27 protein-coding genes are annotated in these 25,030 nt (G+C 57.0%); 12 read left to right on the top strand and 15 right to left on the bottom strand.

Annotated features, from left to right (window positions below; all coding sequences use genetic code 11):
* Positions 1 to 210: 210 nt before the first annotated feature.
* From VGE55_RS03410 to VGE55_RS03390, 5 genes are all read left to right on the top strand, one after another.
* Positions 211 to 912 (top strand): hypothetical protein, encoded by a 702-nt coding sequence (locus VGE55_RS03410; RefSeq protein WP_331130316.1) that lies wholly within the window; start codon positions 211 to 213, stop codon positions 910 to 912.
* A 3-nt stretch (positions 913 to 915) separates the two neighbouring features.
* Entirely contained in the window at positions 916 to 1,530 is a 615-nt protein-coding gene (locus tag VGE55_RS03405) for a hypothetical protein (RefSeq protein ID WP_331130315.1), read from the top strand.
* A complete protein-coding gene (locus tag VGE55_RS03400; RefSeq protein ID WP_331130314.1) occupies positions 1,527 to 2,042 on the top strand; it encodes a hypothetical protein in 516 nt (171 codons plus the stop codon). Before VGE55_RS03405 ends, VGE55_RS03400 begins: the two co-directional genes overlap by 4 nt.
* 10 nt (positions 2,043 to 2,052) lie before the next feature.
* Positions 2,053 to 2,823, top strand: a complete 771-nt coding sequence (locus VGE55_RS03395) for a hypothetical protein (RefSeq protein WP_331130313.1) — start codon at positions 2,053 to 2,055, stop codon at positions 2,821 to 2,823.
* 121 nt (positions 2,824 to 2,944) lie between these two features.
* A complete protein-coding gene (locus tag VGE55_RS03390; protein WP_331130312.1) occupies positions 2,945 to 4,564 on the top strand; it encodes a hypothetical protein in 1,620 nt (539 codons plus the stop codon).
* 30 nt (positions 4,565 to 4,594) lie between these two features.
* Here VGE55_RS03390 and VGE55_RS03385 read toward each other — a convergent pair whose 3' ends face one another.
* The gene (locus tag VGE55_RS03385; protein ID WP_331130311.1) at positions 4,595 to 6,613 is read right to left on the bottom strand and encodes a YhgE/Pip domain-containing protein; all 2,019 of its coding nucleotides are present in this window, start codon (positions 6,611 to 6,613) and stop codon (positions 4,595 to 4,597) included.
* A 99-nt stretch (positions 6,614 to 6,712) separates the two neighbouring features.
* Between VGE55_RS03385 and VGE55_RS03380 the strand changes: the two genes are divergently transcribed.
* The 3 genes from VGE55_RS03380 to VGE55_RS03370 all read left to right on the top strand — a co-directional run bounded on the left by VGE55_RS03380 (position 6,713) and on the right by VGE55_RS03370 (position 8,032).
* Positions 6,713 to 7,027, top strand: a complete 315-nt coding sequence (locus VGE55_RS03380) for a pyrimidine/purine nucleoside phosphorylase (protein ID WP_331130310.1) — start codon at positions 6,713 to 6,715, stop codon at positions 7,025 to 7,027.
* A gap of 100 nt (positions 7,028 to 7,127) precedes the next feature.
* Positions 7,128 to 7,568 carry a hypothetical protein gene (locus VGE55_RS03375; RefSeq protein ID WP_331130309.1) on the top strand — a complete coding sequence of 147 codons (441 nt, stop codon included), beginning with the start codon at positions 7,128 to 7,130 and terminating at the stop codon, positions 7,566 to 7,568.
* Positions 7,569 to 7,600: 32 nt separating this feature from the next.
* A complete protein-coding gene (locus VGE55_RS03370) occupies positions 7,601 to 8,032 on the top strand; it encodes a DUF3828 domain-containing protein (RefSeq protein ID WP_331130308.1) in 432 nt (143 codons plus the stop codon).
* A 9-nt stretch (positions 8,033 to 8,041) separates the two neighbouring features.
* Here VGE55_RS03370 and VGE55_RS03365 read toward each other — a convergent pair whose 3' ends face one another.
* The 11 genes from VGE55_RS03365 to VGE55_RS03315 all read right to left on the bottom strand — a co-directional run bounded on the left by VGE55_RS03365 (position 8,042) and on the right by VGE55_RS03315 (position 17,769).
* On the bottom strand, positions 8,042 to 8,818 hold the full coding sequence (locus VGE55_RS03365; RefSeq protein WP_331130307.1) for a ferredoxin--NADP reductase: 777 nt from the start codon (positions 8,816 to 8,818) through the stop codon (positions 8,042 to 8,044).
* Positions 8,815 to 9,123, bottom strand: coding sequence for a DUF971 domain-containing protein (locus VGE55_RS03360; RefSeq protein ID WP_331130410.1), 309 nt, complete (start codon positions 9,121 to 9,123; stop codon positions 8,815 to 8,817). Before VGE55_RS03360 ends, VGE55_RS03365 begins: the two co-directional genes overlap by 4 nt.
* A 32-nt stretch (positions 9,124 to 9,155) precedes the next feature.
* Positions 9,156 to 10,025, bottom strand: a complete 870-nt coding sequence (locus VGE55_RS03355; RefSeq protein ID WP_331130306.1) for an ABC transporter ATP-binding protein — start codon at positions 10,023 to 10,025, stop codon at positions 9,156 to 9,158.
* Positions 10,022 to 11,026 (bottom strand): ABC transporter permease, encoded by a 1,005-nt coding sequence (locus tag VGE55_RS03350; RefSeq protein WP_331130305.1) that lies wholly within the window; start codon positions 11,024 to 11,026, stop codon positions 10,022 to 10,024. Before VGE55_RS03350 ends, VGE55_RS03355 begins: the two co-directional genes overlap by 4 nt.
* A gap of 28 nt (positions 11,027 to 11,054) precedes the next feature.
* Positions 11,055 to 12,500 (bottom strand): ABC transporter substrate-binding protein, encoded by a 1,446-nt coding sequence (locus VGE55_RS03345; RefSeq protein ID WP_331130304.1) that lies wholly within the window; start codon positions 12,498 to 12,500, stop codon positions 11,055 to 11,057.
* An 87-nt stretch (positions 12,501 to 12,587) separates the two neighbouring features.
* Positions 12,588 to 12,932, bottom strand: a complete 345-nt coding sequence (gene fdxA / locus VGE55_RS03340; RefSeq protein ID WP_331130303.1) for a ferredoxin FdxA — start codon at positions 12,930 to 12,932, stop codon at positions 12,588 to 12,590.
* On the bottom strand, positions 12,929 to 13,891 hold the full coding sequence (locus VGE55_RS03335) for a HEAT repeat domain-containing protein (RefSeq protein ID WP_331130302.1): 963 nt from the start codon (positions 13,889 to 13,891) through the stop codon (positions 12,929 to 12,931). Before VGE55_RS03335 ends, fdxA begins: the two co-directional genes overlap by 4 nt.
* Before the next feature lie 8 nt (positions 13,892 to 13,899).
* The gene (locus VGE55_RS03330; protein WP_331130301.1) at positions 13,900 to 14,133 is read right to left on the bottom strand and encodes a ferredoxin family protein; all 234 of its coding nucleotides are present in this window, start codon (positions 14,131 to 14,133) and stop codon (positions 13,900 to 13,902) included.
* Between the two features lie 58 nt (positions 14,134 to 14,191).
* Positions 14,192 to 15,916 carry a fumarate reductase/succinate dehydrogenase flavoprotein subunit gene (locus tag VGE55_RS03325; RefSeq protein WP_331130300.1) on the bottom strand — a complete coding sequence of 575 codons (1,725 nt, stop codon included), beginning with the start codon at positions 15,914 to 15,916 and terminating at the stop codon, positions 14,192 to 14,194.
* Between the two features lie 12 nt (positions 15,917 to 15,928).
* Positions 15,929 to 16,690, bottom strand: a complete 762-nt coding sequence (locus VGE55_RS03320) for a GntR family transcriptional regulator (protein ID WP_331130299.1) — start codon at positions 16,688 to 16,690, stop codon at positions 15,929 to 15,931.
* 59 nt (positions 16,691 to 16,749) lie between these two features.
* Positions 16,750 to 17,769 (bottom strand): YeiH family protein, encoded by a 1,020-nt coding sequence (locus VGE55_RS03315; protein ID WP_331130298.1) that lies wholly within the window; start codon positions 17,767 to 17,769, stop codon positions 16,750 to 16,752.
* Positions 17,770 to 17,869: 100 nt separating this feature from the next.
* On the opposite strand from VGE55_RS03315, the gene VGE55_RS03310 reads away from it, so the two are divergent.
* Positions 17,870 to 18,757 (top strand): LysR family transcriptional regulator, encoded by an 888-nt coding sequence (locus tag VGE55_RS03310; protein WP_331130297.1) that lies wholly within the window; start codon positions 17,870 to 17,872, stop codon positions 18,755 to 18,757.
* Here the strand turns inward: VGE55_RS03310 and VGE55_RS03305 are convergent.
* Complete coding sequence (locus VGE55_RS03305; RefSeq protein ID WP_331130296.1) at positions 18,742 to 19,278, bottom strand: RcnB family protein; 537 nt, start codon at positions 19,276 to 19,278, stop codon at positions 18,742 to 18,744. The genes VGE55_RS03310 and VGE55_RS03305 overlap by 16 nt on opposite strands.
* 136 nt (positions 19,279 to 19,414) lie before the next feature.
* On the opposite strand from VGE55_RS03305, the gene senA reads away from it, so the two are divergent.
* Positions 19,415 to 20,722, top strand: coding sequence for a selenoneine synthase SenA (senA, locus tag VGE55_RS03300; RefSeq protein ID WP_331130295.1), 1,308 nt, complete (start codon positions 19,415 to 19,417; stop codon positions 20,720 to 20,722).
* A gap of 28 nt (positions 20,723 to 20,750) precedes the next feature.
* The gene (locus VGE55_RS03295; RefSeq protein WP_331130294.1) at positions 20,751 to 21,788 is read left to right on the top strand and encodes a nitronate monooxygenase; all 1,038 of its coding nucleotides are present in this window, start codon (positions 20,751 to 20,753) and stop codon (positions 21,786 to 21,788) included.
* Positions 21,789 to 21,802: 14 nt separating this feature from the next.
* On the opposite strand, the gene VGE55_RS03290 is transcribed toward VGE55_RS03295, so the two are convergent.
* Entirely contained in the window at positions 21,803 to 22,786 is a 984-nt protein-coding gene (locus VGE55_RS03290) for a TerC family protein (RefSeq protein ID WP_331130293.1), read from the bottom strand.
* 168 nt (positions 22,787 to 22,954) lie between these two features.
* On the opposite strand from VGE55_RS03290, the gene VGE55_RS03285 reads away from it, so the two are divergent.
* The gene (locus VGE55_RS03285) at positions 22,955 to 24,133 is read left to right on the top strand and encodes a hydroxymethylglutaryl-CoA reductase (protein ID WP_331130292.1); all 1,179 of its coding nucleotides are present in this window, start codon (positions 22,955 to 22,957) and stop codon (positions 24,131 to 24,133) included.
* Between the two features lie 29 nt (positions 24,134 to 24,162).
* On the opposite strand, the gene VGE55_RS03280 is transcribed toward VGE55_RS03285, so the two are convergent.
* Complete coding sequence (locus tag VGE55_RS03280; RefSeq protein ID WP_331130291.1) at positions 24,163 to 24,990, bottom strand: alpha/beta hydrolase; 828 nt, start codon at positions 24,988 to 24,990, stop codon at positions 24,163 to 24,165.
* Between the last annotated feature and the right edge of the window lie 40 nt (positions 24,991 to 25,030).

The raw sequence follows: 25,030 nt of genomic DNA, 5'->3' as shown, positions 1-25,030 counted from the left end.
ACCCACAAGGTCGGGTTTTTTTATGCAATAATCCAACACAGCAAGCGAGCGCCCACCGGGGCTTTTGCACCCACACACAGAGGCGCCGCTGCACATAAAAAATCCAAGGGTTTGGCCGACGCATCCAGACCCATGCCACAGGCAGTTGAGGATATTGTGAAAGCCACCATTGCTGGAAAATTCCAGGGTCGCCTCGCGCCCCTTGGAAACATGCGTCAAACAGAACCACTCTTTGAATTGTGGCTTGCATTTGCCGGGCTGTTGTTGTTTGCGGCTTATTTGCTGCTCGACAAAGGCATCTGGGCAGCCCTGCTGCAAGCCGACCCCACTTACCTCACCGCACTCATCGTGATCCTGTTCACTGCCGCCACAGTGTGGGCAGGCGTGCGGGCTCATGAGCTGGCGCGACAACGCCGGGCCTTTGACGAATTTGAACAGTCACTGGACCAGGGCATTGAACCCGCGCAGCGGTGGCTCGATGCTCAACCCACGGGCGTATGGGCCCAGGCCTTTGTCAACGGTGCCTTGGCCAAAGGCCCCCACTGGCGCGACCATGGGAAGATGACCGACCTGCTGGCCGAGCAAGCTGCAGCGCCACATGAAATGGCATGGTGGTTGAATGGCATTTTGCTGAAGCTCGGCCTGCTGGGGAAGGTGATCGGCTTTTCCATACTGGCTTTACAACTGGGCGCCATGGACAGTTTTGATGCTGGCCAAACAGCCACGGTGCTCAAAACACTGACCGGTGGTTTGGGCATTGCGCTGCTGACCACCATGACAGGCTTGGCCGCCAACATGTTGCTGGGGCTTCAGCTGATGCGCCTGGACCGTTTTGCAGACAGCCTCACCGCCAAAGCCATTCACATCGCTGAAACCCGGCTGCAATACCTGGCTGACCCCGCAGGACGCTAAACCGTGGGCATCTCCAGAAAAAAGCCACGGGAGCCTGAGGCCGACCCGTTCTACGACATGTTGTTCAACATGTTGATCGCTTTCGTCTTCTGCTTTGTGATCGCCTTGCTGGCCTTCAACCCGAAATTTGCCAAGACCGGCGATATTCCGGCGCACGCAGAATTCATCATCACCATGACCTGGCCCGACTTAAACCCAAACGACCTCGACACCTGGGTGGAAAACCCGGCGGGTCAGGTGGTGTGGTTTCGCAACAGGGACGCCGGACTGATGCACCTGGACCGGGACGACCGGGGCATGGTCAATGACGTGATCATCGTCAACGGCAAGGAAGTGGTGAACCCACTGAACCAGGAAGTGGTGACCATCCGCGGCTTTGAAGCCGGGGAATACACCGTCAACGTGCATTACTACGACTCCAAGGATCGACAACCCGTGCAGGCCAGCGTCTCGGTGGTCAAGGTCAACCCCCGTGCAGAAGTCATCTTCTATGGCACGGTGGACCTTGAACGCAAAGGCGATGAACGCACCGCGGTTCGATTCAACCTCGGCCCCAATGGCGAAGTACTCGGCATCAACACCTTGCCCAAAACACTTGTAGAAAGGACAGAAAAATGAATTCCACCGTGGTCTTGGCCCTCAGCATCCTGTTTGCCGTGCTGGCGTTTCTGATGCTGTGCATGTGCCTGTACAGCAACATTCGCCCGCGCTACAAACTGTTATTGGTGGTGGCTGTTTCTGCCGCTTACTTCGAAGGTTATGGCCTGTTGAAAAACAGCCAGGGCTGGGCGTCGGCCGATGACCTTCCGCCGCGTTTCGTCTTGCTGGCCACGGTGATTGAAGAGCCCAACAAGAACAAGGAAAAAGGCGAAATTTTTGTGTGGGTCCAGGAAATTGCAGGCAATCGGCCAGCCGGTGAACCCCGGGCCTATCGATTTGCCTACGAGAAGGGCTTGCACAGCCTGTTCTCAGAAGCCATGAAAAAAGCCCGCAACGGCAACTCGCAAATGGGCACCGTCAAGCCACGCAAAGGGCCGAAAGGCAACAATTTCCTGAGTGGCAATGCCGCAGCTGAAGCGGACCGCATTCGCCTGTCCGACCTGCCATCCCCCCAGTTGCCCGAGAAGTGAGAACCCGACCATGACGACGTTGAAATTGGCCGCGAAGTTGAAATTTGCTGCATTGGGCACCGTGCTGGCGGCAGGTCTGGGCTATTGGACCTGGCTACACATGGGCCCCACAGCAGGCTTGGCAGACCGGGATGACCCAACCCTGGGATACTTCCCACTGACCGTGGGGCGCAGTTGGACCTACCAGGTGGAAACGGACATGACCGACAGCGACATTGATCCGGAAATCACCCTGAGTGTGGACCGCAAGGTGGAGCTGGACGGTAAAGCCACCTGGGTACGGCGCAGCATTCAGGGGGCGGAGTATTACATACAACGAGATGCCAAATCGGTGTACCGCGTGGCCAGCCGAACCGATGTGGAGGAGCAAGCCACTCTGGATAACTCACCCCGCACCATCCTGAAAATGCCGCTCAAGCCGGGTACTCAGTGGGATGGCGGCTTTACAGCGCCCTTTCTGCTGCGCAGAACCAGCGAGTTTCCCAACAACCTGGTGCACAGCCACAAGGCACTGATGAGCTTCAGCGTGGTGGCTGTTAACGAAACCGTGGAGGTGCCCTATGGCACATTCAAAGGCTGCATTCAGGTGAAAGGCGAGGCGTCCCTGCGCCTGTACACCAGCCCAGTGACGGGCTTCACCGATGTGCCACTCATCACACACGAGTGGTACTGCCCCAACGTGGGCCTGGTGAAATTTGATCGGGAGGAAAGAGTGGCGGGTGGTGGCGCATTCATGACGGGCGGCAAGGTGAGCTATCAACTCACTGACATGACGGAATAAATATTGCGGAATCCGTGTCTGGAGCCAAAAACCGACATGAACGCCTGTCGGTTTGAATCTTTTTGCACACTTGGCGAGTAAACCTTTCATTGAGTTTGAATGATGCGATTCGCCAAACGCCATGACCCCTCTGCCCACCCCCGTTATTCGCCGTGCAGCCTTACCCGCCCTGTTCCTTTCATGGCTGGTGCTGTTGGCCGGCTGCAATGGCAGCGATACCCCTGCGACCGACAGCCGCACCAGTGCAGCGGGTTCCACGGTCAACAGTAACCAGGTGAACCCAGCCAACCAAAACCTGAAGCTGGACCTGAGTTGCGACGACGCTGCTTACCCGTCCACCCTGTTTGCGCAATGCGAGGCCACCAATGTGGCCCACACCTATGAGGCCAACCGGGAACAACTGAACCCCGCCTTTTTGCAACGCCTGCAGGCCCAAAACCAGGCCAACCTGCAAAACCTGCTGCAACGCTCCATCAGCGACCCCAGCTGGGTACTGCCACCCGCATTCGGCAACACCGGGGTAACGCCTTTGTGTGCAGCAGGGTTTGGGCCCTGCGTGGGTGACCCCTTCCGCTACCCCGGTGTGGATGGGCCCGATGGAAAAAATTTCTATGAACAAGAAGCCGAGGTGCAACCCGTGGTGTATTACGACCAGGGTTGCGCGCGGATTTCCGGCCATGTGTGGCGGCCCCGCAATGCAGGCAACGCTCGCCTGCCGGCCATTGTGATCAAAAACGGCTCGGTACAGGCCAGCGAGCAACTCTACTGGTGGGCCGTGCAAGCCTTTGTGCGGGCGGGCTATGTGGTGCTGACCAACGACCCACGTGGGCAAGGCTTGTCGGACGCATCCACCCCCACGGGCGAACAGGGCGGAAACTTCAACGGTGCCGTGTTTTTTCAAGGGCTGGTCAATGACATTGATTTCTTGCTGTCCAGCCCCAGCAAACCTTACCCGCATGAAGCCACTTGCAGAGGCACTTACCCCACCAAAACAGCATCTTTCAACCCCTTCAATGCGAACGTGGATGCGGACCGAATCGGGATTGCCGGACACTCCTATGGCGCCGGTGGCGTAACCTGGGTGCAAAGCTATGGTGCTGCAGACTCTCTGCCCTGGCCTGGCTTGGTGACACCCACCAACCCCGTGAAGGTCATCGTGGCTTGGGATGCACTGGGCTCACGCAGTGCGCCCAACTCAGCCACCCTGACCAGCCTGGCGCCATCCAGTGGTGCGTCCGCATTGCCGGTGGACAATCCACTGACAGGCCCAAGCGGCGCACCACCCGTCAGCGCCCGCGTGCCCGCTTTGGGCTTTACCTCAGAATATGGTTTTACCCCAGTGCCCTTTGTACGCAACCCGGCCCGGGATGAACACCTCGGTGGATATAAGCAGTGGAGTGCCGCCAATGTGCCGGTGATGCAAGTCACCATTGCAGGCACCACACACCTGGACTACTCACCCGGCCCGGTGCTGCCCGCCAGCTCCTGGTGCCCCAAGATTGAGAACAACGCCTGCGTGGGTGGCTGGGCCAAGCCGATGATTCTGCATTACACATTGGCCTGGATGGACCGCTTCCTGAAAAACCCGGGCGAACCGGGTTACGACAGCGCAGACCAGCGTTTGCTGGACGATGCGCAGTGGGCTCAACGCATGAGCTTCCACTTTGCCAGTGCCCGCAAATTTTCAACCCGGGACGGGCTGCCCATTCAGAGCGACGACATTCGCGCGCTTTATCGATAAGCCGATGGTCTGCTCACCGGCTGGGTGTGCTTACACCACATCCAGCGCCGGTACATACTGCTCATCGGGCACATGCACCCACCGCCCGGTGTAGGTTGCGATGGGCCACAACACCAACGGCGTGAGCAGCATGTGGGCATACATCCACAACCACTGGCCGTCATAGGCATCAAACAGCGCTACCTTGGTGGCCTTCACCACCCAGGTGAACGGCAGGTACGGGTGCAACCATTGGAACAGCTCGCCACTCAACTGAATGGGCACAATGGCACCCGACGAACTGAGCTGCAAAATAAGGAACAGCACGGCCATCACCTTGCCCGTGTCGCCCAACCAACGCACCAGGGCCATCACGATGCTGACAAACACAATGGATGCCGTGAACAGCGTGATGGTGAGCAATGCCGGGTGTGCAATCGAAATGCCCAGCACCAAGCCCACCGTCAGCAACATGATGACCACCTGCCCCGCCACAATGAAAGACGGAATCAACATTTTGCCGATGCACTTGGACCAGTTTCCCTGTGCCGCCAAACTGAGTGGCAATTTGCGGTAGTGAAACAGAAAGGAGGTCATGACCGCCCCCACCCACAGCGACAACGGAATGAAATTGGAGCCGAACGCACTGCCATTGTTTTGCACGGGTGCAGCCACCTCAACCCGGGTTTGCACCGTTGCCGAAAAACCAGCCGGGTTAATGGTTGGAATGTTGAGCTTGGCTGGCACCGCTTCGTCGAGCAGGTTCAGACCATTGGACAGTTGGCCGGCCCCATCGGCCAATTGCGCCAAGCCATTCTCAAGTTTGCCCGAGCCTTCTTCCAGTCGATTCAGGCCTTGCGACAACTGGCCTGTGGCGCCGGCCAAGGTGTTGAGTCCATCACCATAGCGGTCCAGGTCGCTGGCGGCGGGCATTTTGCTGTGCATGGTGCGAATGCCACCGGCCAATTGCCCCATGCCATCGGACAACTTCACCACCCCATCGCGCACCCGCGCGCTGCCATCGGCCAGGCTGTCGCTGCCCCCTTTGGCCTTGCCCAAGCCATTGCCCAGCTTGATGGAGCCCTCTTCCAGCTGTGCAGCGCCGTTGGACACTTTGGTGCCAAAAAATGGAATGCTTGCAGTTTTGGTTTTGAGCTCCGTGAGACCATCCGTCAATCGCACAGAGCCTGCTTTCAACTCGCCCAAACCCTGGCTGAGTTGGGCATTGCCCTCGGCCACTTTGGTGGCACCCTCCTTCAGTGCAGCAAGGTCGGCGTCTGCAGGCAGCTTGGCATTCATTTGGGCAATGCCGCCGCCCAACTGCTTCATGCCGTCGGTGATTTTCAAGCCCGAGTCGCGCAACTGCCCCGCACCGGCACTGATTTTTACACCCGCATCCCGCGCTTTGCCCAAGCCTGCATTCAGCTGGGTAGAACCCTCCGAGGCCTTCTCCAGACCCGCCTTCAAGCGTGCCGCCCCCGCATTCAGTGCGCTCACCCCTTCCTTTAATTTGGCCACCTTGATTTCTGAATCGGCTGCAATTTCCGATACCTTGGTCCAGCGGCGTTCATTGAGCAATTCGTTCAAACGGCGCGACACCTCGGGCGCAAACTTTTTGGCCACATTGGCACCGGTGTAATTGTTGCCCTCGGACGTAAATACCACCAGTTCGCCAGCGCCACTGCGGCTGGCCCCCACGGCCTCTGCGCTGAAGTTCTCGGGAATGATGAGTGCAAAATCCACCTCGCCGTCCCGCACCATGGCGCGCGCCTTCTGCTCATCCGGTTCCAGAATAAAACCCAGTTTGCGATCCGTCTGCAATTTGTCCGTCAGGGATTTGCCCACATTGATGGGCTCGCCTTTGTAGGCAGTGCCTGCATCGTGATTCACGATCAGCACCGGCAACTGGGGCGCTTTGGACTCCGGGTCCCACATGCTGGAAATGTAAATGGTGGCATACAGCGCAGGGATGAAACACACCCCAAAAGCCGACAGCCGAAGCCGTGGATAGCGGCGCAGCAAGCCCCAGTCTGCGCGCACAACCGATTGAATTTGCCGGACAAAGCCCATGGTGCGCAAGCTCCTGCCTGAATTGTTCAGGTCTGTGTGTTGTGGCCTGAATTTTCAGGCATTATTTCGCCATTCTAAATGCACACACAGGATTGCAACATGAGCCAATTTGAAAACGTGACCGTGGTGAAGGCCGCCAACATCTACTTTGACGGCAAAGTGAGCAGCCGCACCGTGTTGTTTGCCGATGGCAGCAAAAAAACACTGGGCCTGATGTTGCCAGGCGAGTACGAGTTCGGTACATCCGAGAAAGAAATCATGGAAATTCTGGCTGGTGAGCTGGATGTTTGCCTGCCCGGCACAGGCTGGCAAACCATTCAGGGTGGTCAGTCCTTTGAAGTACCCGCCGATGCCAAGTTCCAGTTGAAGGTGAAAACCCCCACCGACTACTGCTGCAGCTATTTGGGTAAATAAGCCCCTAGGAATCAAAAAGACCGGCTAATTAGGCCGGTTTTTTTTCGCTCAACAGAGGTAGCTTTTGACGGATTAATGAACTGAGTGATAGCTTGCATGCTTGGAATGGATCTTCAATAAATTCAAATATGGCTGGTTCCTTAGATTCAACCCTTCAATATCTCCGCAAAAATGCAGAAGCCGGTTCGACCGGGAAGTGTGCCAAATTTATTCGATTAGCCCAAAAGCAGGCAACTTCAATTTAGACCACCCCCCTGTTTCCGCAAAGGACTACGGGCCTACACTTGCTGCTGCTGGATTCGTTGAACATCAATTATCCGGTGACATGTTGGTTGGCCGTTGGGCTTGCAAAGTTTATCAGCCTAGTCGTGGGGATATCGCTGTTATCCCTGCTGTCCCCGGTGGCGGACCTCATGGACATATCGCGATGTTTGACGGACAAGACTGGTATTCAGATTTCAAACAGAATGATATGTGGGGTGGTCCGAAATATCGTCAGGCTAAACCATCAGTCCAATTGTTCAAATACGCCCCACAATGACTTTCATAACATTACGTAGCTACTTAATTCTCGTGACATGTTGTCTGCTCGGCTTGGCTGCATGTTCAGCAACCACACCCAAGGCGCAGGCACAGGCACTGGTAGACAGATACCTGTCAGCCAAAGCAGACAACTCCAGCATCAACCGTGCAGACACCGTTTATTCCAAAGCCCTCAGCACCTTGATCAAAAAAGACCAAACATCGGCTGGCCCCGGTGAGCTGGGCCGATTGGACTTTGAACCCCTGTGCAACTGTCAAGACACGGGCGCCATTCAAAGCGTGACCATAACCGATACAGACGGCAAACCCCCGCAGTGGTTGACGCTTCAGATTAAATGGGAAGACCGCTCGCCCACCACACCCATACTGCTGCACTTCATTCAGGAAGATGGGCAGTGGCGCATTGATGATGTGGTGTCCAATGACATCCCCAGCCTGCACACCTTCCTATCGGCACCCTAGTTCATCACCTCATTTCTCCACAAAAGCCCGTTCAATCACATAATCGCCCCGTTCGCCTTGCCGGGGGCTAATCTTGAACCCACGCTCATCCAGAATACGGCAGCTATCTTGCAACATGCTGGGGCTGCCGCATATCATGGCGCGGTCTTTCGCGGCGTCCAAGCCATCGAGCTTCAGGTCGTCAAACAGTTTGCCGCTCACGATCAAGTCCGTGAGGCGCCCGCGGTTTCGATAGGGTTCGCGGGTCACGGTGGGGTAATACAACAATCTTTCTTGCACCAATTCGCCAATGAATTCCTGGCGGGGCAACTCTTGCTGAATAAAGTCTGAATAGGCCAGCTCGCTCACAGTGCGCACCCCATGAATCAGTACCACCTTTTCAAAACGCTCGTAGGTGTCGGGGTCACGAATAATGCTCATGAACGGGGCCAAACCAGTGCCTGTTGCCAGCAGGTAAAGGTTCCTACCATCATTCAGGTCGTCAATCACCAGCGTGCCCACCGGCTTTTGGCCCACAATCAATTGATCACCGGGTTTTAAGTGTTGCAATTTCGACGTCAAAGGCCCATCAGGCACCTTGATGCTCAAAAACTCCAAATGCTCTTCGTAATTGGCACTGGCAATGCTGTAGGCCCGCAGCAGCGGCTTGCCATCCTGCTCAAGGCCAATCATCACGAAGTGCCCATTGCGAAACCGCAGGCCCGGGTTGCGCGATGTTTTAAAGCTGAACAAAGACTCATTCCAGTGGTGCACTTCCAACACGGTTTCTTTAGCCAAACTGCTCATGGTGTTTCTCCTGTGTGTGCAGGGCTTGTTTGCTTGGCCAACTCGTGGAGATAGGCCCAAGGGTAAATGCCCCGCTGATGTCCATCATCAAAAGTAAAAGTGAGCGCATAGTGCCCCACCACATCCAGGTACTGTATTCGCACAGCAACATTCGACTTAAATTCGGGCTCAAGTGTTGAGCCTTTACGTTGAGCAGCCACACATGCTGCACAGCGGCAAGCGCGCCTCAGCGCAGCATGCGGTATTTCGCTCTGTGTTCCATCCGCCCAACTCAGCATCAGCAAACCCGCTTGTTGGTGGTTCACCACCTTGGTGGGTGGCAAGTTGTGCAGGCCACTCACCGCAAGGCCTCCACACCCTCTTCACCCAAATGCCAATTGGCCGACAAGCTACTGGCATCCAGCTCACCCCCCATGGCGGCTAGGCTTTCCTCCCGAATCAGGCTTTTGAGTTGACGGTGCAAGGCCGTGAACACGGGGGAAGCCGTCATGGCTGGTGTTCGGGGGCGTGGCAAATCCACAGGGATTTCCGCCTTGATTCGACCTGGTCTGGCTGTCATGACATACACCCGGTCGGACAGAAAAATGGCTTCTTCAATGTCGTGGGTAATGAACAGCACCGAGATTTTCCATTGCTGCCACATGTGGGTCAGAATTTCCTGCATCACGACCCGGGTTTGGGAATCGAGTGCCCCAAAAGGCTCGTCCATCAACAACACCCGGGGGCCAGTGGCCAGTGCCCGCACAATGCCCACACGTTGCTTCATGCCACCGGACAACTGGTCGGGGTAGTGGTTCTCAAAAGGCAGCAGGCCCGCCAAGCCCAACAGCGTTCGTGCTTTGGTTTCACGCTCATGGCGCGACATGCCCTGAAGCTTCAAGCCAAACTCCACATTTTCACGGACCTTCAACCAGGGGAACAGGGAATACTGTTGAAACACCACGCCGCGCTCGGCCGCTGGCCCGGCAATCGGTTTGCCGTCCATGGTGACCACACCGGCGTCGGGTTTAAGAAAGCCCGCCACAATGTTGAGCAAAGTGGATTTACCACACCCGGATGGGCCCACCACCGACACAAACTCACCGGGCTCCACATGCAGCGACACATCCGACACCGCTGTGAACTGGCTGCCCTGCTGGGTAAACGTCACCTGAATGTGCTGCAAGTCAATGTGGCCTGTGGCCACCGAATCATCCCGTGCATTCATCGCTCACTCCCTTTTCCAGCCAGGCTTAACCAAGGCATCAACAAGCGTGACACCCACACAATGGCGCCACTGCACAACAGGCCCAGTACACCAATCACCACCATGCCCAACACAATGTTGGGATACTCAATCAGCGAATAGGCCTCCCAGGTGAAATAGCCCACACCAAACTGGCCGGAAATCATTTCCGCAGCAATCAGCGATACCCAGGCCACCCCCATGCCCACCGCCAAACCGGTGAACACACTGGGCAACGCCGCTGGCAACACCACTTTGGTCAACACCGTGAACTCGCTGGCACCCAAGGCCTGTGCGGCACGTAGCAACACCGGGTCCACGCCCTTGACCCCTGCCATGGTGTTCATGAAGATGGGAAAGAAAGCACCAATAAAAGTGATAAACACAATGCTGGTCTCGGTGGTGGGCCACAACATGATCGAGATGGGCACCCAGGCAATGGCTGGAATGGGCCGCAACACCTCAAGGGCTGGAAAGAGCAAACCCCGAAGAATTTTGAAGCGACCACACACCAAGCCCAAGGCCACACCCAGCAGGGTTGCAATCGCAAAGCCTTCCAGAATGCGCTTCACACTCATGCCAATGTTGGTTTGAAACCGGTGGTCGCCCGCCATGCTCACGAAGTTGCTGAACACGGCTTCGGGCGAAGGCACATTCGTAAAACGAATATAGAAGTTCCACTTGTACAAGGTGGCAAAGTGCCAGAACAGCAACAGGGCTGAGATGGACATGATGGCCAACAACACACCCGGCAATTGCTTGCGACCAACCATCAAAAACCGTGCCCGAAAGCCCAAAGGCTGCACTAGCGCACTGGCCGTGCTGGCTTTCAAACCAAGGCTGGAACCTGCACCACCCCCTTCTACCGCCACCAGTGCAGGTGTATTCTCACTGCCTGCCTCATTGGCCCCGGTGGCCTCGACCGCCGCCACCGGGGCATACTCCTTCGCGGCTTTCGCCTGAATTCCAAGAATGCTCGCCATCATCATTTCTCCGCAGGGTGGATGAATGTTATTTCTCGGCCAGTGCCAAGGCGTCCGGGTACAAGCCAACCTTTCCGCCCACTTTGGCTGCGTAGGCTTCGGCGTCTTTCTTCAACAAAAAGGGTGTGATGTCCGCACCGCCCTTGCCACCTGCCTTCAAGGCGTAATAGGCCTTGTCTGCAAACACCTTGATGCGCATGCTTTGGTCATACACATAGGCCACACCAATCTTCTTGCCTGCACTCTCTGCTTTCTTGATGGCTGCCAGCGTGCAATTGGCCGACTTGTACGCGGTAATGGCACCGCCTTCAATCCACACCTCACCCGCCTGTCGTGGATTGAGGATGTCACCGCCGCAGAGTGGGTCCTTTCCGCTGATTTCGTAATTGCTCTGGCTCACCTTCTGTTTGTCGTAATCCAGCTTCAGGTCGGCAAAAGCCTGCTTCAAGTAACTTTCATCCACCCAGGCATCGGCGTCAAAGTCCTTCACACGCCCCATGCGCTTTAACACGCCATGGTCGTACTTCACGGTTTGAACCCAGCGTGGCTTGATGGTGGGGTCCAGCGTGTGAATGCCACCTGGGCCTAAAAACATGTAGACCACTTCTTTCTCAACCCGGGTCCACTGCTCAATTTTTTCTGCGGCTTGCACCGGGTTTTTGCGTACCCAGTTGTTGGCTTCCATCAAGGCCTTCAAATACGCCACCACAAACTCGGGGTATTTTTTGGCGAAGTCCTCGCGCACCACCACACCGTGAAATGTGGGCACCCGGGTTTCAGCACCATCGAAAATTTTGCGGGCGAAACCGCGATACGGCAGCAACTCGGCAAAGGGCACAAAGTCGGCGTGACCATCAATGCGCTTTTCCTGCAAGCTGGATGTACCCACCTCCGGGCTTTGGCTCGACAGCTCAAAGTCCTCGGGTTTCAAACCACGGTCTTCCATCGCCTTCAGCAACATGCCATGCGCTGCAGAACCAAACGGCACCGACACCTTCTTGCCTTTCAGGTCCATCAGGTCGTAATACGGCGAGTCTTTGTGAACCACGATGCCATTGCCGGCCCCGTCGGCGTTGTAGGCAATGATGGCAATCAAGCGGCTGCGGGTTTCGTTGCTGGCCTGAAAGGTTGCACCATTCACCAGCAGTGGATAATCGCCCATCATGCCAATCTGCAAGGTGTTGGCCACCATGCCATTGGTCACGGGCGGGCCAGAGGTAAAGTTCTGCCACTCAATCTTGAACTGGGTGTTTTTGTATTTCGGAATTTTGGCCAGCTCTTTCTCCAGCAAGCCCAATTCCTTGATGACCACACCGCCTGTCACAGTGTTGGTGGTGGTGTTTTGGGTGCCAATACCCACGGTGACCACATCGGCCCATACAGTCAGCGGAATGGCGCACGCCAGCACCATGGCTGAAGTGGCTTTAACAAGGCCGCGCAATGCGGCAGTGCGTGTATCTGTTCCTGGTTTCATGTCAACTATCCTTGTGTTGCGTTTGTTGTTGAACACTGCGTTGTGTGGTGGATGACAGTTGAATGAATGGAAGAATGTGCACGGTCTTCAAGATTGGGTTTGTGGACACTCCTCTTCCAGGTACTGCAGTTTTCCTTTGACATCGGCCCATTGCTCTGCATCGGCCATGGGCTCTTTGGCAGCGCTGATGACCGGCCATTGCTGCGCAAGCCGGGCATTGATGGCCACAAAGGCCTGCTGATCGGCTGGCAAGTCCGTCTCTTCGTAAATGGCACTGGCCGGGCATTCGGGCACACACACACCGCAGTCGATACAACCAGTAGGGTCAATCACCAAAAAATTGGGCCCTTCATGGAAACAGTCCACCGGGCACACCGACACGCAATCGGTGTATTTGCAACGTATGCAGGCTTCGGTAACGACAAAGGTCATGTGCGTTCTCCCGAGTTGTGTTGAAGGGTGATGTTGGTCAACGCCAAGCGAGCCAGCTTGCGCACATCGGGGTCGGTATCGTCCAGCGCTTTTTCCAGGGCAGGAATGGCCCGGGTATCACCGATTTCCCCAAGGGCAATGGCCGCCTCTTTGCGCAGGTTGCTCACGGTGTCGGTCAGGGCCTCCACCAACGCTGGCAGTGCCGATAAGGCTTTAAACCAACCCAGGGCCCGCGCAGCACGCACCCGAACCTGCCAGTAATCGTCTTTCAGGGCTGCAATCAATTCGTCGGTGGCTTGCACCATGCGCATCTTCCCCAAGGTAGCAGCGGCTTCTTCACGCACCATCCAGACCGAGTCACCCAAGGCACGCACCAGTGACGGCACTGCACTCACCTCGGTGCTGTAGGCCAAGGCCCCCACCGCAATCCGCCGCACCTCACCATCGGGGTCGTGCGCAGCCACCTCGGCCAAATGGCCAATCGCATCGGTGCGCTTCAAGTAGCCCAGCACACCCACCGCTTCGCGGCGCACAGCAGGGTCTGGGTCTTTCAACTGGCCCAGTGCGGGTGCATACGCCTCATCCACCCGCAAGGCCCGCACGGCTTTTAGGGCAGCTGCCCGAACACCCGGCTCTGCATGGGTCAAGAAGGGAATCAGTGGCGCGGCCGATGCCGATTCTTTCAATTCAGCCAGCACGGTGGACGTGGCTTCGCGAACCTCTGCATCTGTGTCCAGCAGGCATTGGGCCAGCGCGCTCACCGTGTCCAGGTCTTCAAACCCCTCCAGGGCTTTCACAGCCTCCATGCGCACCGATGCATCCGGGTCTTTCAACAGGGGCTGAAGCAGTTGTTCAATGTCATCTTCATCGCTGTAGGGCAGGTCAATCACCGCCAGCCTGCGCACCGCAGCGTCTGGGCTCATCAAGCGAGCCTGCATATCCAACATGTCTGTGCTCATGGTGGGCCTCAACGCAACAGGAATGGAATATCAACATGGATGGCGCCCGTGGGGCAGTCCGTCTCACACGGCAGGCAATACCAGCATTCATCAAATTTCATGAATGCCTTGCCCGTCACATGGTCAATCGCCAATACATCCAGTGGGCATACGTCCACGCACACCGTGCAGCCTTTCTCGGCAATGCACTTGTCGTTTGCTACTTTGACCGGTACTTGGGTCAGGGTTGTTGCCAATGTCATGGTTCACCTCATCGGTTCAATCGGTTGTACGGCTTGTCGTTCATTCACCAGCGACGCATCAAGCCGCCTCACCCACCACCCGCAAGCGCTGGTAGGCATTCTTTTCCGCTTCATCAATCGGCACGATGTAGGGCTCAATGTCTTTTTTCTTCATCGACATATCGCCTTGCGCATTTTTGTACAGCAGGGTGTGACAGAACCAGTTGGCATCGTCGCGCTCCGGATGGTCCACATTGAAGTGGTACAGGCCCCAACGGCTTTCGGTTCGGTACAGCGACGACACTGCAGCCATTTCCGCGCAATCCAGAATGGAGGTGGCTTCCATGGCCCGCATCAGCTCGTGCGGGTTGGTGGCCACCATCGCTTTCAGGTCTTCGCGTACTTCTTGCAAACGGCGCAGGCCAATTTGGTACTTACGCGTTACCTTGGGCGGCTGCAGGTAGTCATTCACCAAGCGACGTGTCTTGAACTCAATCTGGTAAGGCGTCAGGCCCGAGGTGCGCAACAACGGGGCTTCAATGCGGTCATGCTCGGCCTGAATCTGGCTTTCATCCAGCGGTGTAAAGTCAGTGGCTGCACAATAGTCGGCCGCATTCTGGCCACAAATTTTTCCGTATACAAAGGCACCCAGCATGTAGTTGTGCGGCACACTGGCGCAATCACCGGCCGCATACAAGCCGGGAATGGAGGCTTCGCCACGCGCGTTGATCCAAATGCCCGAGGCACTGTGCCCACTGCAAAAACCAATCTCGGAAATGTGCATTTCAATCATTTCCTTGCGGTAATCGTTGCCCCGCCCTTCATGGAACCGGCCCCGGCTGGGGCGTTCATTGGTGTGCAAAATGGTTTCAATCTCACCAATGGTTTCTTCGGCCAAATGGTCCAGCTTCAGGAACACGGGCCCATTGCCACTCTGCAACTCGCGGTAAAACTCCAGCATCATCTGGCCGCTCCAGTAGTCGCATTCAATGAAGCGCTCGCCAGCCGCGTTGGCCGTGTACCCACCAAAGGGACCTGTCACGTACGCACAGGCTGGGCCGTTGTAGTCCTTAATGAGCGGGTTGATCTGGAAGCATTCCAGGTTGGCCAGCGCTGCACCGGCGTGGTATGCCATGGCATGACCATCGCCGCAGTTGGTGGGGTTTTCATAGGTGCCCATCAGGTAACCAGATGCTGGCAAGCCAATGCGCCCGGCAGCGCCTGTGGATATCACGGCTGCTTTGCAACGGATGACATAAAAGTCGGCTGTGCGGCAGTCAAAGCCCATCACACCCGTTACCTCACCATTTGCCCCGGTAATCAGGCGGGTCACCACCACCCGGTTGGTCACTTCAACCCGGGTTCGCTTCAACTGTCGGTACAACACACGCTTCATGTGGTGACCTTCCGGCATGGGCAACACGTAGCTGCCCAAGTGGTGAACTTTGCGCACCGAGTAGTCCCCGGTTTCGTCCTTTTCGAACTTCACGCCCCACTTGTCGAGCTCCTGAATCATATCGAAGCTGTTGGCGGCATAGGCCATCACCGCTTCCTGGTCTACAACGCCGTCGTTGGCAATCGTGATTTCCTTCACGTACTGCTCGGCTGTGGCGTGCCCCGGAATCACGGCGTTGTTCAAACCATCCATGCCCATGGAAATGGCCCCGCTGCGCTTCACGTTGGCCTTGTCAATCAACAGCACCCTCAGCTTCGGGTTTTTCTCCTTGGCCTTCACAGCGGCCATGGGGCCGCCGGTTCCACCACCAATCACCACCAAGTCGTATTCCAGATCAATCCGCTTCATGTTTCACCTCGCTCAGGACCGGTTGATTCGCAGGCGATACTGGAATGCATCGCCCCTCAGGTACAGGTATTCAAAATCGAGGGGCACATCACCGGCATGGGTCAAACGCTCCATGCGCAGCAAGGCACTGCCCTCATTCACTCGCAATTGATGTGCCAGCGTTTCGTCGGCCGTGATGGCCTCAATCTGCAGGTCAGCATGGGTCAGGTTGTGGCCCAAATCGTTTTCCAGAATGGCAAAAACGTCCCGCACAGCCAGATCTTCCTGAACCAGTCGCTCACCCACCGCTTGCGGGAAATAACTCACATCCAGCGACAAAGGCTCGCGGTTGAGAAACCGCAAACGCTGAATTTCAAAAACGGGCTCACCTGGCTTCAAGTGCAGGCGACTTGCGACGTGCACCGTGGCTGGCACCACTTTGGCGCTCAGCACCCGTGCATGGGTTTCGTAACCCGACTGGCCCATGGCCTCGTTGAAGCCCTGCAATTTGGACAGGCTTTGAAACGCCTTGGGTTTGGACACAAAGCTGCCCTTGCCCATCACCTTGAAAATCAGCCCTTCTTTTTGAAGGTCACCCAAGGCCTGCCGCACAGTGATGCGGCTCACGCCGAACTGCCGAATCATTTGCGCTTCAGACGGCATTTGTGAATGGGGCGGGTAGGTGCCATCCAGAATTTGTTCCCGCAGAGCCTCACGCACCTGCGTGTACAGGGGCATGCTGACCACGGAATCTGTCAGTGAAACCACCTGTGAAGACGCTGTTGAATTCTTCATAACCACCCCGCTGCACCACACTTGTTATGACAGGTTATGACATGCAAATGCCATGCCAATCATGTTGCACTGCACTGGTGCGCCAGCACCAAGCCAAACACCCACAACTGCGCACACAACGCAGCACCCAACACCCACACTTTCCAACCGGCCAATTTCAAATCATCCCACCGCGTCGATAGCCCCAATGCCGCCAAACCCAAAGCCAATGCACACTGCGCAAGCTGATTCAACCAAGGCAAAACCCACGCTGGTACCCATGCCATTGAATTCAGTAGCACCGCCAGCACAAAGCCCCACAAGAAGGCAGGAACACGAACCGGTGCATGTTTTTGACCCTCAAATGGTGCGGCGCGCAACACCAGCACCAAGGTCGGTGCCAACAAAAAAACCCGCATCATTTTGTCCAGCACCGCCACCGGTGCACTGTGCCCGCCCACAAACAGTGCAGCAGCCACCACATGCCCCATTTCGTGAATGGACAAGCCAATCCATGCGCCCGCTTGCGCATCGCTCAAGTGCAGGTTCACAGCCAACCAAGGCAAGGCCACCATGCTGAGCATTCCAAATACCAGGGCGGTGGCCAAGGCGGCGGCGGTCTCGTCACTGCGCCCCTTCCAGCCGGACTCGGTGGCGGCAATGGCTGCTGCACCACAAATGGCACTGCCCATGCCGACCAACAACCGTTGCCGGGGCGACAGGCCCAACCAGCGACCCAGCACCTGTGCGGTGGCCAAGGTGCTCAGCACCATCAACATGGCCGAGGCCATGCCCCACACACCCTGCCCCAGCACCTCTGACAGGCTGATCTGAAACCCAAACAAGGCCAGGCCTGTGCGCAATGCAATGGTTTTGCACCAGCGCAGACCCTGTTCATTCGACGCAGGTACCGGCAAACCGGTGTTGGCCCACACCACCCCCAAGGCCATTACCAAGGGCAACAGGCCCAAACCCAGCGCCTGCGCTTTGAAAGGCACCGCCAATACCCAGGCCACAGCGGTCAGTGCAGCGCACAACAAGGCCCCCATCCACCCCCGCAGGGTGTACCGGTTGTGCAAAGGCTGGGAAATAACGCGCATGGCTGCTGGCTCTTGAAGTGATGCTTAAGCCACATCATGGTGATTTTTTAATCATTCTTATAGATAATGGTTTTTACTGATTCATAACTTTTACTCATGTATGAACCTACACCTGCTGAAATTGTTTGTGATCGCCGTGCGTGAGCAAGGCTTTACCCGAGCTGCCGATGTGCTGCAGCTCACCCAACCCGCCGTGTCCAAAGGGGTGCGTGAACTGGAAGAACAACTGGGAACCACCCTGCTGGAGCGACAGGGCAAGCGCTTTCGCCCCACCGAGGCAGGCCAGGTGCTGTATGACTACGGCCGGGCGTTGATGGCCATTGAACGGGAAGCGTCCGAAGTGTTGCGGGGCTTTCGTAACCTGCAACACGGCACACTGGTGATTGGTGCCAGCACCACAGTGGCCGATTACTGGCTACCGGCCATCATCGGTCAGTTTTTAAACCAACATCCCACCATTGAATTGAAATTGCGCAGTGCCAACACCGACACGGTGCGCAATTGGCTGGTGGATTGTTCAGTGGATGTGGCCCTGGTGGAAGGCGCCATTCACGACCCTGCCGTGGAAAGCCGCCCTTGGCGTACTGAAGACATGGTCTTGATTGCACCAGCACAGTCAGCGCAAACCAGCAAGCGACTGAACCTGGAAGACAGCCTGTGGATGGTTCGCGAGCCCGGTTCTGGAAGTCGCGAGGCTGCTGAACAGGCGCTGCGTGAGTTGGGTATTGAACGCCCCAATCTGGTGGAATTGAACAGCAATGAAGCCATTTTGCACACCGTGGCTGCAGGTTGTGGTGTGGGCGTGGTTCCCAAAATCATGGCCAGAGATGCGTTGGCTTTGAAGCGGGTTCGCCGCCTGCACCCGACCGGCGTGCAATTGAAGCGAACCCTGTACCGCCTGAGATTACCCAACAGGCCACAAAGCAATGCGGCCTTGGCTTTTGAAGCCTTGCTGGGTGAGCCAAGTCGACCTCAAAAAATGTCCTGAACCGCATCCACCACAATGGATGTGCCCACTGCAATCAACAGGAGGTCAGCCCCCAACTGCACATACTTGTGCCCCGCTGGTGGGGCTGGCAGGCGAATGCGCAACTCATTGGGAACGTCGTAATAGCGCAGGTCGCGGGGCAGGGCCTGGCCTTTGTGCCACTTGCGGGCCTGGCCGGGTGGCTGGCAGCCATTGCCTTTTTTGGCCAAGCCGGGTGGGCAGTGGCCTTTGGCAGCCTGGCCACCGTAATAATCGCGAACGGTGCGAATGTCCGCCCCGCCAAAACTGAAGTTAATCGACGCGTTGATGCCACCCGAATCACGGCGCTCGCGGTCACGGTAGCGGTCGCCGTCATCACCGCGTGATTCATATTGATCACCACGGTCCTTGTGCTTACCCGAGTTGCCGCGGCCGTTGCCATGGCCATTGTCACGATCGGGTTTGTCGGCATAGGCAGTGCCTGTCATCAAGCCGAGGCCCAAGATGGCTGCGGCTAGCATTCGCAATGGGCGAGTTGTCATTTGTCATGCTCCTGAAGGTTGTTGTTCTGTGCAAAACCATGATTACGCTGCCTGCTCATTGTATGCCAGCCACTGAAATGAATGCGCCTATAATGTGGTCATCAGCATCGCCTCGATGCAGCATCGCACCCATTTCATGAATGACACAGCTGGCTTGCTGACCTTGTTAAGGTCAAGCCGTGACAACACGTTGGCCCTGATCAACAGCCTCAGCGCTGCGCAACTGCAGGTGCCCTATCACCCCGGCATCAACCCGCCGGTGTGGGAAATGGGCCATGCGGCATTTTTCTTTGAGCGTTTTCTGTTCCAGATTCTGGACAAGGCGCCCTCAGTCAACCCAGCGCTGGACGATATTTGGGACTCCTTTGAGCTGCCCCACGAGGACCGCTGGAATCCGGGTTTGTTTCCCAACAAGGACGACACCGAGGCCTATTTCCGTCTCATCCTGAACCGGGTCGAGGAGCGCATCCAGTCCAAAGCACTGACCCCCGAGGACTTGTACCTTTACAAGTACGCCATTTTCCACCTCAACATGCACATCGAGTCATTGATGTGGTGTCGGCAAACGCTTGCTTACCCACCACCGCCCAGCGCAAAGCCCCCACGAATCGAACCTTCCGCCATACCGGCCGCGTTGGGCGACGCGCAGATTCCATCTGGCCTGTATCGCATTGGCATGCCTGCGCAGGCTGCTGACTATGCGGGTGCAGACTTCTGTTTCGACAACGAGAAGCCTGGCTTTTCCAAACAGGTGGATGGATTTGAGATCTCAAAAACATTGGTGAGCAATGCCGAGTTTTTGGCTTTTGTTGAAGACGGTGGCTATCAACGCGAAGACCTCTGGGGCTTGGGTGGCCGACGCTGGCTTCGTCACCAAGGCCAGCAACACCCGGTGTACTGGAAAAAAGACAACAGTGCATGGCTGGAACGCCATTTCGACCGGTGGCTGCCTTTGCAAACCGATGCACCCGTCAAGCATGTGAGCTATTGGGAAGCACAGGCCTATTGCAACTGGGCAGGTCGCCGCCTGCCCACTGAAGCAGAATGGGAAGTGGCGGCCTTGGGCAATGCCGAAGGTCAACCATTCAACACCTTGCCTTGGGGCAAACACATGGACACCCGAAGAGTGGACATGGATGGCGCCCATTTTGCACGCTTGCCGGTCACCGCCCTGCCCGAAGGCGACAGCCCGTTTGGCTGTCGTCAGATGATCGGCACCGTGTGGGAATGGACATCCGAGCAATTCATGCCCTACGACGGCTTTTCCGTGGACATGTATCCATTCATGTCCACACTGCAGTTTGGTGACCACAAGGTGGTGCGGGGTGGCTCGTGCGCCACCTCATCCATGCTGATTCGTGGCACCTATCGCCAGGCCTACCTGCCCGAACGCAACGACGTTTTTGTGGGGTTCAGAACCTGCGCCCTTCACCCCTCTTTTTAATCCGTGGTCTTTCCGTCAGGACAACCTTATGAAAACCCGCATCACCGAGCTGCTGAAGATTGAACACCCCATTGTGTGCCCCGGCATGACGTATGTGGCCAACTCCACCCTGGTGGCGGCCACCAGCAATGCAGGCGGTTTGGGCATTTTGGCGATTGGTCACCTGACACCCGACGAAACCCGCGAAGAAATTCGGCGGGTGAAAAGCCTGACGACCAAACCCTTTGGCATCGGCTGCGCGCTGATGATGCCCGGTGCCTGGGACAATCTCGAAATTGCGCTGCAAGAGCAGGTGCCGGTGATCAACTTCTCGCTGGGCAATGGTTCGGAGGTGTGCAAACGCGTGCATGCCTACGGCGGCAAGGTGATTGCGACTGTGGTGAACGCCAAACACGCCTTGGGCGCGGAAAAAGCGGGCGTGGACGCCTTGCTGGTGACGGGTCATGAAGCCGCTGCACACGGTGGCTCCGTCACGTCCTTGGTGCTGGTGCCAGCCATTCGCCAAATCACGCAATTGCCGATTATTGCTGCCGGGGGTTTCAGCAGCGGCAGTGCATTGGTCGCAGCCTTGTCACTGGGTGCTGACGCCGTGGCCATGGGCACCCGCTGGGCTGCCACACAGGAAAGCCCGGTGCACGACAACACCAAGCAGGCGATTGTGGCCAAAGATGTGTTTTCGACCATCTACTCCGCCAACTTCGACACCCTGCCCTGCCGTGTCATGGACACCCCCCATGCACGGGCAGTCACCAAAAAACGCCTGTCGTTGGGTCGTGCCTTGGTAAGGGCCCTGAAAGCGGCGCGTGACAACGGCAAGTCGCTGGTCAGCATCGTGCGCATGGCCTTTCAACAGGGCTTGAAGGACACGCTGACCCTCACGTTCTTTGGTGCTGCCGTGGGCTCTATCCGCAGGGCCACCATCGACGGCAACTTGAACAATGGTGTTCAGTTGATTGGTCAGGCTCAGGGCTTGGTGCACGACATTCCCACCGTGCAGGCCCTCACCGACCGCATCATGGAAGAAGCACGGGCCAGCTGCATGAGCCTGGCCCGCTTTGCCGATTGAATATCCAACCGGGATCAGGCCATGCGCGCCTCCTCCCGTGTCTTCCAGAGTGAGAACAACACACCGGCCAATATCAGACCGAGGGTGACCGACAGCGAGAAGGCCGCTGGAATTTTTCCGATGATGTTGACCAGGAAAATCTTGGAACCAATGAACACCAACACCAGGGCCAAGGCGTACTTCAGGTACTTGAAGCGGTGAATCATTTCGGCCAGCGCAAAGTACAAGGCGCGCAGGCCCAAAATCGCGAAGATGTTGCTGGTGTAGACAATGAACGGGTCGGTGGTGATTGCAAAAATGGCCGGCACCGAGTCCACCGCAAACACCAGGTCCACCAATTCAATCAACACCAGGGCCAGCAGCAAGGGCGTCACCCACCGCACGGTTTTTCCGGTGGCCGGGTCGGGCAGCTTTACAAAAAAGGCATTGCCATGCAGCTTGTCGGTCACCTTCAGGTGCTTACGCAAAAACTTCAAGATTGGGTTCTTCGAAATGTCCGGATCATGGTCAGCCATGAACCACATCTTGAAACCGGTGATCACCAGGAATGCACCAAACAGGTAAAGGATCCAGCTGAATTCCTTCACCAAGGTAGAGCCCAAACCGATCATGATGGCGCGCAGCACAATCACGCCCATCACCCCCCAGAACAACACCCGGTGCTGGTACTGGCGCGGTATGGCAAAGAAGCCAAAAATCAGCGCAATCACAAACACATTGTCCATCGAGAGCGATTTCTCGATCATGAAACCGGTCAGGTATTCCATGCCGCTTTGTGGCCCCAGGTACCACCACACCCAGGCACCAAACAACAGGCCAGCGGTGATGTAACCGGCTGACAACAGCAGGCTTTCCTTCACACCAATTTCATGGCTGTCTTTGTGCAACACCCCCAGGTCGAGCGCCAGCAGGGTGAACACCACCCCCATGAACATCAACCACAACCAAACAGCCTGTCCCATGAAGTCTTGGGACAGCACACTCACCACGCTTTCCATGACAACGCTCCCGGTTAAAGAATTCCATGGGCGAAGGTTACGGAGAGCGATGCTTCGAAACCAGCCGCTTTTGCAGAACCATTGCTTCGGTTTTATCGAACAACGGGACGGACAGCCTGCACAACTGCCGCTAAGATAGAGAAAACACAAAACACCCACGAGGACGACATGAGCATTCCGGCACGCCAACCCATTCCACGCCTGGACGACAATTATTCGGAGGAAGCGGCCAGCACCCGCCGCGCATTCCTGAGCGCCCAGACCGGGGCCAGCCTGCTGCACACCGCCCACTATTCGCTGCCGCCCGACAGCCTGCGCAACAACACCGAGAACTTCATCGGGGTGGTGCAAATGCCCGTGGGTGTGGCCGGGCCGGTGCTCATCAACGGTGAACATGCCCAAGGCTGGTTTTATGTGCCCATGGCCACCACGGAAGGCACACTGGTGGCCAGCTACAGCCGGGGCATGCGGATTGTGTCCGAGTCCGGCGGTGTGAAAACAACCGTGGTGGAAGAATTCATGCAGCGGGCACCCTTGTTTGAATTTGAAGACGCCCGTGCAGCCAAGCGCTTTCTGGCTTGGGTGGATGCGCATGAGGCCGACATACGCCAGGCCGCCGAGCGCACCACCCAACACGGCAAGCTGATGCACATCCAGCGCTGGCAAATTGCCCGCATGGTGTACACACGGTTCAACTACACCACAGGCGATGCAGCCGGGCAAAACATGTGCGGCAAGGCGACCCACGCCGCAGCGCAGTGGATGCTCAAAAACAGCCCCGAGACCATCACCCACTTTGCGCTCAGCGGCGCCACGGAAACCGACAAAAAGCATTCGCACATGAACCTGATGCACAGCCGAGGCAAACGCGTGATTGCAGAAGCTGTGATTCAGCGCGAGGTACTTCAACGCCTGGCGCGCACCACACCCGAAATTATTTTCAAACAACGGCAACGCAGCGCGATTGGCAACCAACTGGCGGGCTCGGCTTACAGCGGCCCGCATTCCGCCAATGGGATTGCCGCCCTGTTCATTGCCACCGGGCAAGACGAGGCCAATGTGGTGGAAAGCCATGCCGGGTTTGTGTTCATGGACTTGACTGCAGATGGCAACCTGTATTTTTCGGTCACCCTGCCCTCGGTGATTTGTGCCACGCGGGGTGGTGGAACAGGGTTGTCCACACAGGCCGAATGCCTCGCGCTGCTGGGTTGCCAAGGCGAAGGCAAGGCCAAAAAACTGGCGGAAATTGTGGGGGCTACCGTGCTGGCCGGCGACCTCTCCCTGCTTTCGGCCATCATGGCCGACGAATGGGTGTCCTCACACGACGCCTATGGGCGCAACCGCTGAGCCTGAACCAAAACGGTCAGATGGTGGGTTTACCAATCCTGCGCCAAAAAACCACTGACACTGGCGAGCACAGCGGGGGCTGACAAAATTCGCCGGTGACCCAGGTCGGGAAACGCCATCAAGCTGGAATTTTGCCAAGCCGCGTGACCGAGGTGTGACCAACGGATATCGCACACCCGGTCATTCTCGGCGTGTATGAACAGACCCGCATGCTCAAACGCCTGCACCTGCCGAGGCAGGTTTAACGCGCGCGCGTCTACCCCCCGTTCCACCAGAATTTCGACAATGCGCTCCAAGTCCTCTCCAGCAAAACCGAACTGGGCTGCAATGTGCTCAACAAAATCCAGGTAACGGCCGGGTGGTGAAATCAACACAGAGCGGTCACACCGCAGGCCATCCGACAAGGCCTGCACAGTCACCGCGCTGCCCACCGAATGGGACACCGTGGCATGAATGGGGCCAATGTGATCGACCAAGGCTTGGAGTGCCTGCGCACTGTGCGGGATGCTGGTCCAGGCACCGCTGGAATCACCGTGCGCGGGAAGGTCCCAGAGCACACAGCGGTAACCCGCCTCGACCAGTGTCGCGGCGATGGGCTTCAGGTCACTGGCAGCGCCTTCCCATCCATGGGTCAACACCACCACAGGGCCAAAGCCAAGCACCGCATAGGCCAGCTTGCCACCGGTCCATTCCAGATGTCGTACAGGCACACCCAGGTCACCCAACGTCGCTTTCAATGCACTGGCGCGAGGTGTGAGCATGGCGGTCACAAATTCTTGAAGCTCCGCCTCGCGCAGGGTGTGGGCAATCAGACCATACTCCAGGTCTGCATGGGTATTGTTCAGCGGCGCATTCATGGCACAGGCCCTTCGAAAAATGGAATGGACCTACTCTAAG

This window comes from Limnobacter sp. (assembly GCF_036405155.1).
Taxonomy (GTDB): Bacteria; Pseudomonadota; Gammaproteobacteria; order Burkholderiales; family Burkholderiaceae_B; genus Limnobacter.
This window is presented reverse-complemented; position numbering and strand designations above follow the sequence as displayed.

Coding starts and splice junctions, on each gene's coding strand:
- VGE55_RS03330 (WP_331130301.1), bottom strand. CDS start 14,133: ATGACATTGGCAACAACCCTGACCCAAGTACCGGTCAAAGTAGCAAAC.
- VGE55_RS03285 (WP_331130292.1), top strand. CDS start 22,955: ATGAGCATTCCGGCACGCCAACCCATTCCACGCCTGGACGACAATTAT.
- VGE55_RS03380 (WP_331130310.1), top strand. CDS start 6,713: ATGAGCCAATTTGAAAACGTGACCGTGGTGAAGGCCGCCAACATCTAC.
- VGE55_RS03355 (WP_331130306.1), bottom strand. CDS start 10,025: ATGAATGCACGGGATGATTCGGTGGCCACAGGCCACATTGACTTGCAG.
- VGE55_RS03325 (WP_331130300.1), bottom strand. CDS start 15,916: ATGAAGCGGATTGATCTGGAATACGACTTGGTGGTGATTGGTGGTGGA.
- VGE55_RS03335 (WP_331130302.1), bottom strand. CDS start 13,891: ATGAGCACAGACATGTTGGATATGCAGGCTCGCTTGATGAGCCCAGAC.
- VGE55_RS03385 (WP_331130311.1), bottom strand. CDS start 6,613: ATGGGCTTTGTCCGGCAAATTCAATCGGTTGTGCGCGCAGACTGGGGC.
- VGE55_RS03345 (WP_331130304.1), bottom strand. CDS start 12,500: ATGAAACCAGGAACAGATACACGCACTGCCGCATTGCGCGGCCTTGTT.
- VGE55_RS03280 (WP_331130291.1), bottom strand. CDS start 24,990: ATGAATGCGCCGCTGAACAATACCCATGCAGACCTGGAGTATGGTCTG.
- VGE55_RS03400 (WP_331130314.1), top strand. CDS start 1,527: ATGAATTCCACCGTGGTCTTGGCCCTCAGCATCCTGTTTGCCGTGCTG.
- VGE55_RS03395 (WP_331130313.1), top strand. CDS start 2,053: ATGACGACGTTGAAATTGGCCGCGAAGTTGAAATTTGCTGCATTGGGC.
- VGE55_RS03315 (WP_331130298.1), bottom strand. CDS start 17,769: ATGCGCGTTATTTCCCAGCCTTTGCACAACCGGTACACCCTGCGGGGG.
- VGE55_RS03365 (WP_331130307.1), bottom strand. CDS start 8,818: ATGAGCAGTTTGGCTAAAGAAACCGTGTTGGAAGTGCACCACTGGAAT.
- VGE55_RS03390 (WP_331130312.1), top strand. CDS start 2,945: ATGACCCCTCTGCCCACCCCCGTTATTCGCCGTGCAGCCTTACCCGCC.
- VGE55_RS03410 (WP_331130316.1), top strand. CDS start 211: ATGCGTCAAACAGAACCACTCTTTGAATTGTGGCTTGCATTTGCCGGG.
- fdxA (WP_331130303.1), bottom strand. CDS start 12,932: ATGACCTTTGTCGTTACCGAAGCCTGCATACGTTGCAAATACACCGAT.
- senA (WP_331130295.1), top strand. CDS start 19,415: ATGAATGACACAGCTGGCTTGCTGACCTTGTTAAGGTCAAGCCGTGAC.
- VGE55_RS03310 (WP_331130297.1), top strand. CDS start 17,870: ATGAACCTACACCTGCTGAAATTGTTTGTGATCGCCGTGCGTGAGCAA.
- VGE55_RS03305 (WP_331130296.1), bottom strand. CDS start 19,278: ATGACAACTCGCCCATTGCGAATGCTAGCCGCAGCCATCTTGGGCCTC.
- VGE55_RS03295 (WP_331130294.1), top strand. CDS start 20,751: ATGAAAACCCGCATCACCGAGCTGCTGAAGATTGAACACCCCATTGTG.
- VGE55_RS03350 (WP_331130305.1), bottom strand. CDS start 11,026: ATGGCGAGCATTCTTGGAATTCAGGCGAAAGCCGCGAAGGAGTATGCC.
- VGE55_RS03290 (WP_331130293.1), bottom strand. CDS start 22,786: ATGGAAAGCGTGGTGAGTGTGCTGTCCCAAGACTTCATGGGACAGGCT.
- VGE55_RS03320 (WP_331130299.1), bottom strand. CDS start 16,690: ATGAAGAATTCAACAGCGTCTTCACAGGTGGTTTCACTGACAGATTCC.